Annotated in this window: 18 protein-coding genes; 6 read left to right on the top strand and 12 right to left on the bottom strand. The window is 34.6% G+C overall.

Annotation, left to right across the window (positions count from 1 at the left end; all coding sequences use genetic code 11):
• Position 1: 1 nt before the first annotated feature.
• A complete protein-coding gene (locus ACL9RH_RS02410) occupies positions 2 to 901 on the bottom strand; it encodes a hypothetical protein (protein ID WP_422691735.1) in 900 nt (299 codons plus the stop codon).
• Between the two features lie 60 nt (positions 902 to 961).
• Positions 962 to 1,999, bottom strand: coding sequence for a DNA polymerase III subunit delta (gene holA, locus ACL9RH_RS02405; RefSeq protein WP_422691734.1), 1,038 nt, complete (start codon positions 1,997 to 1,999; stop codon positions 962 to 964).
• 7 nt (positions 2,000 to 2,006) lie between these two features.
• On the opposite strand from holA, the gene ACL9RH_RS02400 reads away from it, so the two are divergent.
• The 5 genes from ACL9RH_RS02400 to ACL9RH_RS02380 all read left to right on the top strand — a co-directional run bounded on the left by ACL9RH_RS02400 (position 2,007) and on the right by ACL9RH_RS02380 (position 4,207).
• Positions 2,007 to 2,438, top strand: a complete 432-nt coding sequence (locus ACL9RH_RS02400) for a type I restriction enzyme HsdR N-terminal domain-containing protein (RefSeq protein ID WP_422691733.1) — start codon at positions 2,007 to 2,009, stop codon at positions 2,436 to 2,438.
• A gap of 94 nt (positions 2,439 to 2,532) precedes the next feature.
• Entirely contained in the window at positions 2,533 to 2,955 is a 423-nt protein-coding gene (locus tag ACL9RH_RS02395) for a hypothetical protein (protein ID WP_422691732.1), read from the top strand.
• A 102-nt stretch (positions 2,956 to 3,057) separates the two neighbouring features.
• Entirely contained in the window at positions 3,058 to 3,246 is a 189-nt protein-coding gene (locus tag ACL9RH_RS02390; RefSeq protein WP_422691731.1) for a hypothetical protein, read from the top strand.
• Positions 3,233 to 3,391, top strand: coding sequence for a hypothetical protein (locus ACL9RH_RS02385; RefSeq protein ID WP_422691730.1), 159 nt, complete (start codon positions 3,233 to 3,235; stop codon positions 3,389 to 3,391). Before ACL9RH_RS02390 ends, ACL9RH_RS02385 begins: the two co-directional genes overlap by 14 nt.
• 72 nt (positions 3,392 to 3,463) lie before the next feature.
• Entirely contained in the window at positions 3,464 to 4,207 is a 744-nt protein-coding gene (locus ACL9RH_RS02380; RefSeq protein ID WP_422691729.1) for a dienelactone hydrolase family protein, read from the top strand.
• 37 nt (positions 4,208 to 4,244) lie between these two features.
• Here ACL9RH_RS02380 and ACL9RH_RS02375 read toward each other — a convergent pair whose 3' ends face one another.
• From ACL9RH_RS02375 to ACL9RH_RS02355, 5 genes are all read right to left on the bottom strand, one after another.
• A complete protein-coding gene (locus tag ACL9RH_RS02375) occupies positions 4,245 to 4,616 on the bottom strand; it encodes a cupin domain-containing protein (protein WP_422691728.1) in 372 nt (123 codons plus the stop codon).
• Positions 4,613 to 5,140, bottom strand: coding sequence for a GNAT family N-acetyltransferase (locus ACL9RH_RS02370; RefSeq protein ID WP_422691727.1), 528 nt, complete (start codon positions 5,138 to 5,140; stop codon positions 4,613 to 4,615). Before ACL9RH_RS02370 ends, ACL9RH_RS02375 begins: the two co-directional genes overlap by 4 nt.
• Positions 5,141 to 5,142: 2 nt before the next feature.
• The gene (locus ACL9RH_RS02365; protein ID WP_422691726.1) at positions 5,143 to 5,745 is read right to left on the bottom strand and encodes a DUF2911 domain-containing protein; all 603 of its coding nucleotides are present in this window, start codon (positions 5,743 to 5,745) and stop codon (positions 5,143 to 5,145) included.
• Between the two features lie 178 nt (positions 5,746 to 5,923).
• Complete coding sequence (locus ACL9RH_RS02360) at positions 5,924 to 6,967, bottom strand: bifunctional transcriptional activator/DNA repair enzyme AdaA (RefSeq protein ID WP_422691725.1); 1,044 nt, start codon at positions 6,965 to 6,967, stop codon at positions 5,924 to 5,926.
• Entirely contained in the window at positions 6,967 to 7,743 is a 777-nt protein-coding gene (locus ACL9RH_RS02355) for an isocitrate lyase/PEP mutase family protein (protein WP_422691723.1), read from the bottom strand. The genes ACL9RH_RS02360 and ACL9RH_RS02355 overlap by 1 nt, the downstream gene beginning before the upstream one ends.
• 138 nt (positions 7,744 to 7,881) lie before the next feature.
• Here ACL9RH_RS02355 and ACL9RH_RS02350 point away from each other — a divergent pair, with 138 nt between their 5' ends.
• Complete coding sequence (locus ACL9RH_RS02350; RefSeq protein WP_422691721.1) at positions 7,882 to 8,739, top strand: hypothetical protein; 858 nt, start codon at positions 7,882 to 7,884, stop codon at positions 8,737 to 8,739.
• Positions 8,740 to 8,815: 76 nt separating this feature from the next.
• On the opposite strand, the gene arsB is transcribed toward ACL9RH_RS02350, so the two are convergent.
• The 5 genes from arsB to ACL9RH_RS02325 form a co-directional block, all read right to left on the bottom strand.
• The gene (arsB, locus tag ACL9RH_RS02345; protein WP_422691720.1) at positions 8,816 to 9,847 is read right to left on the bottom strand and encodes an ACR3 family arsenite efflux transporter; all 1,032 of its coding nucleotides are present in this window, start codon (positions 9,845 to 9,847) and stop codon (positions 8,816 to 8,818) included.
• A gap of 4 nt (positions 9,848 to 9,851) precedes the next feature.
• Positions 9,852 to 10,466 (bottom strand): low molecular weight phosphatase family protein, encoded by a 615-nt coding sequence (locus tag ACL9RH_RS02340; protein WP_422691719.1) that lies wholly within the window; start codon positions 10,464 to 10,466, stop codon positions 9,852 to 9,854.
• Positions 10,467 to 10,524: 58 nt separating this feature from the next.
• Positions 10,525 to 10,854: an ArsR/SmtB family transcription factor gene (locus tag ACL9RH_RS02335; RefSeq protein WP_422691718.1), complete on the bottom strand. Its 330-nt coding sequence runs from the start codon at positions 10,852 to 10,854 to the stop codon at positions 10,525 to 10,527.
• Positions 10,855 to 10,997: 143 nt separating this feature from the next.
• Positions 10,998 to 12,053, bottom strand: a complete 1,056-nt coding sequence (locus tag ACL9RH_RS02330) for an alpha/beta hydrolase (RefSeq protein ID WP_422691717.1) — start codon at positions 12,051 to 12,053, stop codon at positions 10,998 to 11,000.
• 668 nt (positions 12,054 to 12,721) lie between these two features.
• On the bottom strand, positions 12,722 to 13,219 hold the full coding sequence (locus tag ACL9RH_RS02325; protein WP_422691716.1) for a hypothetical protein: 498 nt from the start codon (positions 13,217 to 13,219) through the stop codon (positions 12,722 to 12,724).
• Positions 13,220 to 13,267: the final 48 nt, after the last annotated feature.

Genomic DNA, 13,267 nt, shown 5'->3' with positions numbered 1-13,267 from the left:
ATCATTTTTCTGAACTCAATATCCATCTTATAAGACTTTCTCTTTCCACAATATTCCAGGAATGCGGATGTTTTTGACCATTGGCTCTTATTCCTCTGTTTTGGGTTTCTATATATTCTGTATTCCGACTGCCCAGGTTGTATAATGATTGATGGACTTTTTTAAGGAAAAAGGCATTCAGGTCTTCAAATTTTCTGTTTCTATTTTGCTGCTGCCATTGAAGATCGGGTTCACAATAAAACCGTGTTTTGATTTCTTTTAAATACTGAAGATTTTCAATGGAATTCGAAGACATGAGAAAAGGTGAAGCGCTTTGATACTTTTGACCATTCTCAGACGGTTTTCCTAATTCTTTTTCAAAAAGCTGTATCAGAAATTTTCCTTCTTCTACTGCCTCGGGATCAGCATTAGCGGTAACATCTTTTTGTGCATTTAGATACAACTGTTCCAAATCTAGAGGAGAATCTACGACAAACAGACCTTTGGGTTGAATAGAATTTCCACTTTTCATCAAATAACTTGATAATAAAAATGCGACATTTCCACCGCTTGAAAAACCTCCGATAAAAACATTCTTTTTATCAATAAGGTTTTGATCCAATATAGAATTTATCGTCTTTGAGTACTCTTGTTTTTCACTTTCTGATAAAAAAAGTCTTTGATTATAGTCTAAAAGTAAAGTTGTGATTCCCTCTTTTTCCAAATCTTTCAGAAAACCGGCTTCCGTTTTTGTATTTTCGATATCACAAGGAAAACAGGGAAACAAAATCAGAACAGCCTTTTGATCTTCGGATCTATTCAATTCATAATGTTTTCCCTTAGCAACATTAGACTCTGATTTTTTTGCCGTACAGCTCAGAAAAAATACAGAAATAACAATCAGAAAAATTCTTTTTAGCATCAAAAAATCTTTTAAACCAAGCTTAATTCTTCATTTGTCCTTCTACATTTTCCAAGCTTATTATACTTTCATTTTAATTTTATCAACATTGATGATCTTATACACCAACTCTTTAATCAGTTCAGCTTCACTCATGTTTACAGCCCCTAAACCTTTTCCTTTCATATCAAATTCTCTTAAAATAGAAATGACTCTTGTAGCGTGCTTCAATGGATAAAGTCTTGCACTTTCTGCATAGTCTTTAATAAAATAAGGATTTACGCCCATTTGGGAAGCAATAGTTTGTGGAGGCTGCCCAGCCATCGTCTGATAAATGATAACGTTGGAAAAATAGTTGTAAAGACTTGCCAGCATCATTACAAAAGGATTATTTTTAGGGTTTTTACCCATAAAATGAGCAATTTTAAAAGCAGTATTGGCATTTTTAGTTCCTAAAGCTTTCTGAAGCTCAAAAACATTATATTCTTTACTGATGCCAATATGATTTTCAATGATCGTTCCGTCCAGGATTTCTCCTTCTTTAAGAATCATTTTTAATTTGTTCAGCTCATTGGCGATTCTCGAAAGATCGTTTCCTAAGTATTCGGCTAAAAGGTGAGAAATATTGGGTGCGGTTTTAATCTTAAGGCTTACACATTCATCCGCGATCCATTTGGGAAGATTGCTCTCCTTTACAGATTCACTCAGGAAAAGAGCTTTTGCCTTATCCAAAGCTTTTGCAGCCTTTTTTCGGCTGTCCAGCTTTTTATGTTTATGAGCAAAAACCAATACCGTGGAAGGTACAGGATTTTCTACATATGCTTCCAAAACTCTGTTTTCTTCCTCATTGAATTTTAGATCCTGAGCTTCTTTCACAATAATCAGCTGCTTATCCCCCATCATCGGAAACTGTCTGGCTAAAGATAAAACCTCCTGATAAGATGTATCTTTTCCATAGGTAACAGTTTGGTTGAAAGCTTTTTCATCTTCTTCCAAAAAGTTGTGTTCAAGGGCTTTCACAGCAACATCAATAAAGTAGGCTTCTTCTCCGTGGAAAAAATAAATAGGTAAAACTTCTTTATTTTTAATATTTTTGAGGATTAAATCTAATTCTTTCATCTTATTAATGGAACTTCCAAAACTGAATTTTCAGGAAACTTTTGATTTTAAATTCAAGAAAGACAAAGATAAGTTTTTTATTTATGATTTGGTTCGCAAAACTTATCTTCTGCTCACTCCCGAGGAATGGGTAAGACAACACTGGATTCATTATTACCTTACTGTAAAATCTTATTCTACATCGGCATTAATCACAGAAAAAAAGATTGTTCTGAACGGTTTGACCAAAAGAGTGGATCTGCTGGTTACAGAAAAAACAGAACCTGTTGTGCTGATTGAATGCAAAGCACCACAAGTAAAATTAACGGAAAAAACATTTGAGCAAACCGCAAGATACAATTCTATTATTGGAGCTAAAGAGATCATACTGACCAATGGTTTACAGCATATCAATGCTTATTATGAAGATGGGCAGTACAGATTTTACCGACCTGAATAAAATGCATAAACACCTATTGAAATTGTACTAAAAAACATTTGAAATGGTATACTTTTGGGTATTTCCTACTTAGTTTTAAAATACAGTTTTAGTCATGAAAAAGTTATTAATTGTGACCGCCTTAGGTATATTCACATTAGGCTTTTCACAAAATTATTACAATGATTACAGAGGAAGCATCGCTTCCATCAATTGGGGACAGGTAGCCATCTACCTTGGACTGAATAAAGTACAGATCAATCAGCTGACTCTACTGAACAACCGTTATCCTGACTATAATTCCTGGAACCGCATCTATGGCAGAGAGCCCAACAGATGGTATGCAGACCGTTATTATGCCATGGAAAAAATAATGACCCCTGAGCAATACAGAAGATTTTATGCAAGGTATTACGAGGGGCAAAATCCAAGATTGAAATATGATAATGATTACAGAAAATACCGTGGCAGACCAATACCTCACGACAGAGGATTCAATGACCGCCACGATGGTCATCATGATGGACATCACCGATAGAACAATAATTTGAGCCGGAAGACATCTTCCGGTTTTTTTATGATCAATAGTAAAGTTTGCTTCACAAAGAAAATACAAACAAAAATTAACTCCATTTATAATATGAAGATTAATAACATTATATTCGATTTCGGAGGTGTACTGATGGATTGGGACCCAAGATATTTCTTTAAGATCTATTTCAATGATGATGAAAAAATGGAATATTTTCTGAAAAACATTGCCTATTCTGAATGGGACGAGGAACAGGACAAAGTAAGAAACCTGCCATATTCTTATGAACTGTTATAATATACAGGCTGATGAATCAGTTTTTATTGATGACAACCCTAAAAATATTGAAATGGTAAAGTCTTTAGGTTTCATTACGGTTCAGGTAACTCCTGAAACAGATCTGGAGGATGAATTACTCCGCTTAGGAGTACAAGTTGATTAAATATATACTCCCCATCCTTATGATGAGTTATTTTTATTAATTTAGATGAGGATTACTTTATAAAATAAAAATATGATACGCTCAATCTTATTCACCGCATTTATAATGACTTCAGGATCTCTATTCAGTCAAAAACTTAAAACAGTTTCCTATCAGGACGGGGCTCAAAAACTGAATGGTTTGGTTACCTCCAATGCAGGAAAAAAACTTCCGGGAGTTCTCATCCTTCCAGCCTGGAAGGGAATTGATGAAGAAGCAAAGAACACTGCTCTTGAACTTGAAAAGCAAGGCTACATTGCTTTCATTGCCGATATTTACGGCGAAGGAAAAATTCCAGCAGATAATGAATCTGCTGCGAAAAGTTCCGGCTATTACAAACAGAATTATAAAGAATATCAAAAAAGAATTTCTTTAGCGCTGGAACAATTGAAGAAAAATGGAGCTCTGTCTGACAAAACAGCTGTCATTGGTTATTGTTTTGGAGGTACGGGCGCTTTAGAGTCCGCAAGAGGTGGTCTTCCTGTAGTAGGTGCTGTTTCTATTCATGGAAGTCTGACTAAAGATCAAAGCAGAAAAAATGAAACACTGACCGCTAAGATTTTGGTTGAAAACCCTGCAGACGATAAAAGCGTAAGCCAACAGGATTATGACAACCTCATCAAAGAAATGAATGAAGGTAATGCAGACTGGCAGATTATTACCTATGCGCATTCAAAACACACATTTACCGATCCTAAATCACCGGATTATAATGAAGTAATGGCCAAAAGAGCCTGGAATCATACACTCATGTTTCTAAAAGAAATTTTGAAATAAAATAAAAGGCAAATCTACAGATTTGCCTTTTATTTTATTAATTTGTTCCTTCTTCTTCCCTGTTCACCAACTCCATAGAGAAGGCCGGCAGACAGATCGCCATGTATTCGCAAGGCTCTGAAAACGGATTGCTGTAACGGATTCTTGCTCCTTTTTCAATAAGAATGCTCTGTCCTTTTTCTAATACAACAATTTCTCCATCAATTTCAAATTGCTTTTTTCCTGAAATAATATAGGTAAATTCATCAAACTCTGGCGTCTGATGGGGCTCACTCCAATCTGGAGGAGCAATCATATGAGCAATAGAAATATTAGAATTTCCTGTAGAGTTTCCCCAATGCTCTTCTATAAGTTTTCCATCAGTAGTAGGAACTACAAATGGCGATTGCTGAATTCTATATTTTTTCATACCCAATCTTCTTTCCTGATTTCGTATACAAAATTTGTTCGTGTAGGTTCTCCAAAATAAGCCACCTCTTCTTCGGCAATTTTCTTACCTCCGATTCTTCCCAAAGCTGTTTGAGAACGGAAGTTTTCTTTGCCAACATGAAAATGTACTTTATCTACATACTGGAAAATATAATCCAACATCAGCTTTTTCACCTGTGGATTAATTCCTTTTCCCCAGGATTTTGTCCCATAAAAAGTATATCCTATGAAAATATGGTTGTCCTCTTCATCAAAATTATAATAACGGCTGCTTCCCAATACATCTCCTGTCGTTTTTTCAATAATTTTAAAAGCTCCTTTACTTTCCATTGCTCCTTTAAAGAAATTTTCAAAAACCTCTCTTTGATAGCGGTCTTTATTCGGATGCTGTTCCCAAACTTTAGGATCGGAAGCCACTTCGTACAAAGATTCAAAATCCCCTTGCTGTAAGGGGATTAATTGATATTCTTCATTCTCTAAAACGGGCTGAACAGAAAAATTCATACTTATCCTTTTTTGTTAGAGTCTGATTCTATTCTCTGGATTTCTTTCAACTTATCAGAAATCTTGATTACAGTATCTAATTTTGCTGGTTTCAATGGAATTTCAGCCTGATTGGTATCCCATTTGATCACAAGGTTTCCAGAGTTTTCATCTGTTGGATTCAGGGTAATTTCAAACCATTCCTGCTTGTCGGTCAATTTATTCACCGGTACTGTAACATCTACTACGTCCTGTTTAGGATCATAAGTATAGGCACCCCATTGCTGGAAATCTTTATTCAAAATTATTTTCCATTCTTTTTCTGTAGGAACAATGAATAATCCGTAAGTTCCTGCCGGAACACTTTTCCCTCCAAAATTAATGGTCTGTCCGAATGTAATTTTTGTAGAAGAGTTAGCTCCTGCTCTCCAAACTTGGCCATAAGGAACCAAATCTCCGAAAATCTTACGCCCTTTCACTCCTGGTCTTCCATAGTCTATTGAAATTTTAGACATAGAAAACTGCTGTTCCACCTTCTGACGCGGACTTACTGCAGGTACAGAATAGTCCTGTGCAAAACTGAATGCTGAAATTGAAATGCAAACTGCTGCTATTAAATTTTTCACGTGTAAATTTTTGCTTAAAATTACGAAAATCAAAATAAAATATCTTTCTCCGGTTTTAATATTTTTTCGATTTTTTTCGATCTGATTCATAGTAAAATGATCATCCAATATAGATTTTCAACGGTTAAAGAGATTATTTTTTTGATTGTTTTCCGTTTTCCAGGCTTGACGGCATGATTTACAACAAAATTGCTTTTTCCAGTTCCAATAGTTTTTGTTTTCTCCAGATTCCTCCTGCATATCCCACCAATTTACCATTTGAACCAATCACTCTGTGACAAGGGATCAAAATAGCAATTTTATTAATTCCATTAGCAGTTCCTACTGCTCGGATCGCTTTAGGATTTCCTAGAAATTCTGACTGTTGTTTATAGCTTCTGGTCTCTCCTACCGGAATTTCGAGTAAAAGCTGCCAAACATTTTTCTGAAATTCTGTTCCGGTTATAAATAATGGAACGTCAAATTTCTGTCTTTTTCCTTCAAAATATTCTTTCAGTTCCTCTTCCAGTTGCTTGAAATATTTGTTTTCACCCTGTACGATTTCTGCATTAAGAGCTTTAGATAATGAACTGAATTGCTTTTCGATATCCTTTCGGTCGGTAAATTCAAGTAAACAGATTCCTTTATCTACAGCGCATGCAAACATGGTTCCCAGGGGAGTTTCAATTCTTTTAACATCAATAATCATTTGTATTTTGCTCTTTTTGGGTGAAATTCCGAGAATATTTTTAAAACTTTCATTAAAACCACTTAAACTTTCATATCCTGAATCTAAAGCGGTCTCCATAATACTTTCACCATTTTTTATTTTTTTGAAAGCCGTATTCATCCTGAATTCTCTCTGAAAAGCATGAAACGTCATTCCGTGATTTTTCAAAAACCAACGACGGATCGTTACCGGTTCAATATTTCTTCTCAGGAGATCTGCATCTTTGATCTTCACAGATTCATTTTGCGTCAATTCAGCCAGTAATTCCTGAATGTATTGAGGTGTTTCATTTAGTTTTTCAAGAGGTTTGCATATTTTACATGCTCTGTACCCTTTTTCAATGGCCTCTTCTGCATTTAGAAAGAATTCTACATTTTCTTTCTTAGGCTTTCTTGCAGTACAGGTCGGCCGACAGAATATTCCGGTAGTTTTTACAGCCATCCAATAAGTTCCTTCAAACGAAGAATCTTTATCTAGCGATGCCTGATACATTCTTTCTGCTGTAAGTTTCATTATGATTCAAAAATGGGTAAAAAACTTTGTTTTTTTATAATTTCACTGCTTTTTTCTTCTAAATTCCGATAAATATATCCATTTAGAAAATTACCTGATGATATTCTTTTTACGCCTAGGTTCTGAAGAGTTTTAAAATCGGGCAACCCGGGCATACACATGACATTTACAGGAAGTTTTGTTGAATTTACAATGACTTCGATATCATCTTCAGAAGTAATGCAGGGAACAAAAATACCATCAACTCCAGCTTCTTCAAAAAGTTTAATTCTTTGTAATGCTTCTTCGACAGGGTTTTCCAGTCCTAATAAAAAAGCATCTGTTCTTAAGTTAATGAAAATGTCAACTTTATTCTCTTTTAGCTTTGAAACAATAGATTTCAGCTTTTTAAAAAACACTTCTTTATCTAAAATCTTTCTGGTTCCACTGGTGATAACACTATCCTCTATATTAATACCAACCACTCCCATCTCAGCAAGTTTGGAAATATTGGATACAATTTCATCAGAAGTTTTTCCATAGCCACCTTCTAGATCTACTGTTAATGGTATTGATACTGATTGTAAAATTCTTTCAACAATATAAAGATATTCATCAAAACTCATATTTTCTCCATCTTCATACCCTAAACTGTTGGCAACGGCTGAACTTGAAGTAGCCAACGCTTTATACCCTTGTTTTTCATAAAGTTTAGCACTCTGCGGATTCCAGACATTCCCCAATAATAGTGGTTCGCTATTTTGATGTAGTTCTTTAAATATTTGAATATTTTTCATTCTATTTTTTTGATAAAATTAATCTTTTAGGCCATTGGTGAACAACCGAAAAATGGACAAGTATTTTTCTATCTTATTATGTCAAAAATAAAAGGTAATTTACTTATCTCAAATCATCAACCGATATCCCAAGCACCCATGTTAAAAAAAATAATTTTTCTATTTCTTGTTTTCATAAGTTCTTCCCTTGTAAAAGCACAGCAAACAATCCCATTCAGAATTACCCAACACAATAATATTATTGTAAAAGCACTGATCAACCAAAAAGATTCTCTGGATCTGATGTTCCAGATTGCGATGAAAGACTGCGCTATATCTCCTGACCGTAAACGAAAAGCAGATCATATTATTTTTAACAAAGAAAAAGTAAGCGACCATAATACACTGAATATCGGCAAAATGTCATGGAAAGATATTCGTTTTATAGATAATCAGCTAACGGGTCATGAAGCAGATGGAAAAGTGGGAACAGCCATTTTTGAAGGAAAAACATTTATGATTGATTATGACAACAACAGATTTGTTATTTATGATGAAAAACAAAAGCCTGATCTGAAAGGATTTCTTCCTGTGAAAACGATTCTGGATCATGAAGCTCTTTATATTGCTGCAGACAATGTTGTTGAGAGCCATCAAAAGGAATCTTATTTTGCGCTTCAATCCGGCTATTCGGGCGGAGTTTTATATAGTAATGATTTTGCAGATCAACAGGAATTAGACAAAAAACTGAAAATAACCGGTGAGAAAACGCTGAAGAACTCTGAAGGAAAAAGTGTAATTACCAAACAGGCAATTCTTCCTTTTTTTAAGCTCGGCAATTTTGTGTTTAAAGATGCTTCCATAGGCTTTTTTGCAGGAGACCTTAAAACACAGAATGTAAGTTATCTAGGAGCCGATATGCTGCGTAGATTTATCTGGATTTTCGATGCAGACAGGGAAATGGCATACATAAAGCCCAGCAAGTACTATTCGGAACCTTATTATAAAATACATTAACATCTTATTATTAATCCTTCTCTTTTAAAAAACATAAAAGGTGAAGATTGCCTTCACCTTTTGAATTGAAATGTCATTATTGATCATACTTTTTCCTGAGCCACAAACTTGCTTTCACCAACAGGATTAAAACAGGAACCTCAATCAAAGGACCGATAACCCCAACAAAAGCCTGTGGAGAATGAAGCCCAAAAACAGCGATGGAAACAGCAATGGCCAGTTCGAAATTGTTTCCTGTAGCGGTAAAGGCTATTGAGATATTTTTATCATAGGGAACTTTTAATGTTGTATTGATCAGAAAACTTATAAAAAACATCAGAACAAAATAAATGGTCAGAGGAATGGCCACTTTCAATACATCCATGGGTAATTCCAGAATCTGACTCCCTTTCAGGCTGAACATTAAAATAATGGTAAACAGCAATGCATAAAGTGTAACAGGAGATATGGCCGGAATAAATACTCTGTTGTACCATGCCTCTCCTTTTCTTTTAATCAGGAAATATCTACTCAGAAACCCACTCAGAAAGGGAATTCCCAGATAAATCATAACACTTTGGGTGACTTCTTGTACGGATACTTTTACATTAAAACTTGCCAAGCCCAGTTTTTCCGGCAGCACATTAATAAAAATCCATACAAAAAAGCTGTAGCTTATCACCTGAAAAACAGAATTCAGAGCGACCAATAAAGCAGCATATTCACGGTTTCCTCTGGCCAGGTCATTCCAAACAATTACCATGGCAATGCATCTTGCCAGGCCTATTAAAATTAAGCCCACCATATAATCCGGTTCATTTTTCAGAAATATAATAGCTAGAATAAACATCAAAACCGGTCCTATAATCCAATTGAGAAATAATGAAATACTGATCACTTTTTTATCTTTAAAAGCGATGGGCAGTAAAGAATAATCCACTTTTGCCAATGGAGGATACATCATGAGGATCAACCCTACAGCCAGGGGAATATTGGTGGTTCCTATACTGAACGTATTGGTGACATCGAAAATTCCAGGAAATATTGCACCGAGGCCAATTCCGGCAAGCATCGCCAGAAAAATCCAAAGAGTTAAATATCTGTCGAGAAGTTTTAATCGGGGATTCATTTTTTTATCTTTTAATCATTGAAAAAACATACAACATTTCTGAAGCGATCTCAATACTTCGCTGATAATATACCTCATCTTGTTCCGGTAGGTTGTCCGATGACTTCGGATCTTCAAATGTGATGGGAATTCTTACTTCTGCACCGGGTATAAAAGGACATCCGCCATCAGCCTGTGAGCAAGTCATTACCGCGGCAAATTCTGAAACTGGGTTGAACAGGCTGTCATATTTTTTAGAAAACCCCACAATAGCAGGAGCATTATCGTCATATTTTACCGCATACACCGGGTTGTCGTTTTCAGAGATTTTAAAGATTGAAAAACCTTGGCTGGTGAGTGTATCGGCAACTTTTGGAAATAAAGCGGTTTCTTCAGTTCCTCCCGAGTAGCAGGAAACCAGATCAATCCCGAAATGAGCCGCTGCGGTCTGCGCCCAAATCTGAGCAAAATGGCTACGACGAGAATTGTGAGTACAGATAAAATTGATGGAAATTTCTTGTTGCTGATCTCTTTTTTTCTGAATAAAATCAATCAGAGGTTTCAGAATTTCTTTTCTGTTTTCGCTTACAGGTTTTGAAAGTAAGACCTGTTCAATTGTTTTGGATAGGTTTGGATTCATTGTATTTATTATTTACATATTGCAATATAACGATATTAAAAAGTATAAAAAAAATGCTTTAACAGCATTGATTGGTACTGATTTCCTGATCAAAGAAAAGGTTGAATTGAGATTGTATGGTCTTCCAGATTTTCTCATCTATGCAATAACACACAGATTTCCCTTCAATGGAACCTTTGATAATTCCGGTATTCTTAAGTTCTTTCAGATGTTGTGAAATCGTTGCCTGGGCCAATCCCAGCTCTTCCACCAAATCATTACAGATACAAGCTTTCTGATTAATGATATGCTGAAGAATGGCAATTCTTGCAGGATGTCCCAATACTTTAAATAATGCAGATAATCTGTTTTGTTCTTCTGTAAATATTTCGGTTTTAGTAAGTCCCATTTTTCATATTTATATATCGCAATATTACGATATGTTTTTTTCATGGACAAGAATTCTGAAAACTTTTTTCTTCTTCATCAAAATAGGACGAACTGTATGTCTACAATCCGCCCTATCCCCCAATAATTAATAATCAAAGTCTACTATTTCACTTTAGGATAAAGCTTATTTTTAAAATTTATAAAGTAGGTTTCTGTTTCTTTAAAGTCGTTGTTTTTCATAAACTTCACCACTGTATTCAGGTAAGTTTCTGAAGGAAGGAATTCTGTTCCTGCTCTGTCAGACAGTTTCCGGTAATCTGCTTCAAGCTGTCCTGGTTTTTTGGCAAGCTGTTTAATATCGGTTCTAAATCCTTTAAATACGAATTTCAATGCTTCATAATTTGCCGGGTAAGAAACAGTACCATGAACTTCACCTACAAAAAAGCGATGTTGGTAATATAATGAACCGTTTTGTTCAATAATTTTTTTAAAATCCTCGATAGCCTGAGTCATATCAGAATTCCAGTTTTTCTGCTGTTCTTCATTATCAGCCTGAGAAACATACAAGACTTTCTTTTTCGGAAATTCTTTATTTTTCTCCAGATATTCTTTCGTTTTGGAAATCATTATTTTATTGTCCCACCACAAACTTGGATCATTGGCTACATAAGCATTGAAGTATTCCGGATGGGTAAGAAGCGTATTGATCGCAAACAAACCACCGAAAGAGTGTCCCACCAGAACCGTATACTCCTGGATTCTATAGTTTTTGTTGATGAACGGTTTTACTTCTTCCTGAAGAAATCTCACAAAATTCTCACTTTCACCGCTCTCCGAGAAAAGCATAATATTTGGATTTACGGGACTTTTCTTCTGAGATTTTGTAGGAGTAAGATCTCTTGTTCTTTCCGTATTTTTAATTCCGATCACAATGCATTCCGGGATATCAGCATAAGGAGTTCTTGCGAGAAAATCGCTCATTCCTGTATAATACTCAAAATTGATTTCACCATCTAAAACGTAGATAACGGGATATTTTGCCGGGCTTATTGTATGATCATTGTAGGTTTTGGGAAGATGAATCCATATTTCTCTGTTTTCATTCAAAATCTTAGAAAACAAAGCATGCTTCTCTCCTATTACTATTTTTTCCTGGGCTCTTCCTGAGGTAAAAAATAATAACAGAATACATGAGAAAAATTTAAACCCGCTATTCATTATATCTTTCTTTTCGATGTGGACATTTTTATATTTACTTTTTTCGATGATTGATTTTCGCTAAGTAAAGATTGACGCTGGATATACGCAAAATCGCAAAAAGTGGTATTGGGTTTTTGAGTCTTAAGAAGTAAGAATTTGAAATTGATCAAATTTATGGATGCGTGTTAAAATCTAATTACTAAATATATTTACTTTGTTAAAAGTATTCGATTTTCCTACCTCTTAGAAAACGTTTTAATCCTTTTAGTGACCTTGCGTTGTCCAGCAATTAATTATTTTTTTTTAAATCTTTTTTATCTTGTGGAAATCATTTTTCCATTTGTATAATAAAGTTTGATGATGCAAAACTACATTATTTTTATTAATTCTAAATAAAAATATGATGAAAATCATGAAAGATTTATCTTCTAAAAGTCCATAAATAAAGGGTTCCCGAAGATCGAAAACCCTGATATATCTACTATTAGACTATTTTTTAAGTATTAAATTAATTTTAAAGAATTTATTGTATTATTAATGAAAACTTATTTTTATCATTCATTCTGAGGTTAGAAAACAATATTTCAAGGCCATTTTACAGTCCGAAAAAACATGAGTATCCAATAAAATAGTATACCTTTATTTGGAGATAAAAACCTATGTTAATTTTGTAGAGGTAAAGTTCTTTACACAATCGCAGCTACCATCATCGACATATAGTAGTTGGCACAATGTAACGCATTGATGAGTACTATTTCTTTATTGAGAATGGTTTCAAAGTGATCTGTTGTGGTAATTTGATATTCATAATTCATGGAACTCCATTTCATATGAGGCTTCATGACAAAAAGTTCTACACCCTGTTGGTCTGTAAGTACAAATGCTTCTTTGAATATTCCTCTGTGCTTAAAAAGATACCCTTCTTTGAGCCCATCAAAATAAGTCTGAATAACAATTTCACCATTCCAGTTCATACGGAATTTCAAAAATACTCTCTCCTGATCTTTCAATTCTATGGTCGTTCCCCAAAAACCTTTGGGCTCAATTTGAAACGTGTGACCTAAGGTTTCTAACTCAGCATTAAATGTAAACCAGCTTCTATAGGTAAGTTTCCCTATTAACTGATCATCTTTGGTTACTTCAAAAGATAAAGAATTACTGGATTTTGCGTAATATTCCGACATGGCTGTTTTTGTTATTATAGCTTTTATTTGTAACGCTCTAATTTATAA

This window comes from Chryseobacterium sp. Mn2064 (assembly GCF_049319685.1).
GTDB lineage: Bacteria > Bacteroidota > Bacteroidia > Flavobacteriales > Weeksellaceae > Chryseobacterium.
The sequence above is the reverse complement of the archived record's forward strand: the minus strand, read 5'-3'. Positions and strand labels throughout refer to the sequence as shown.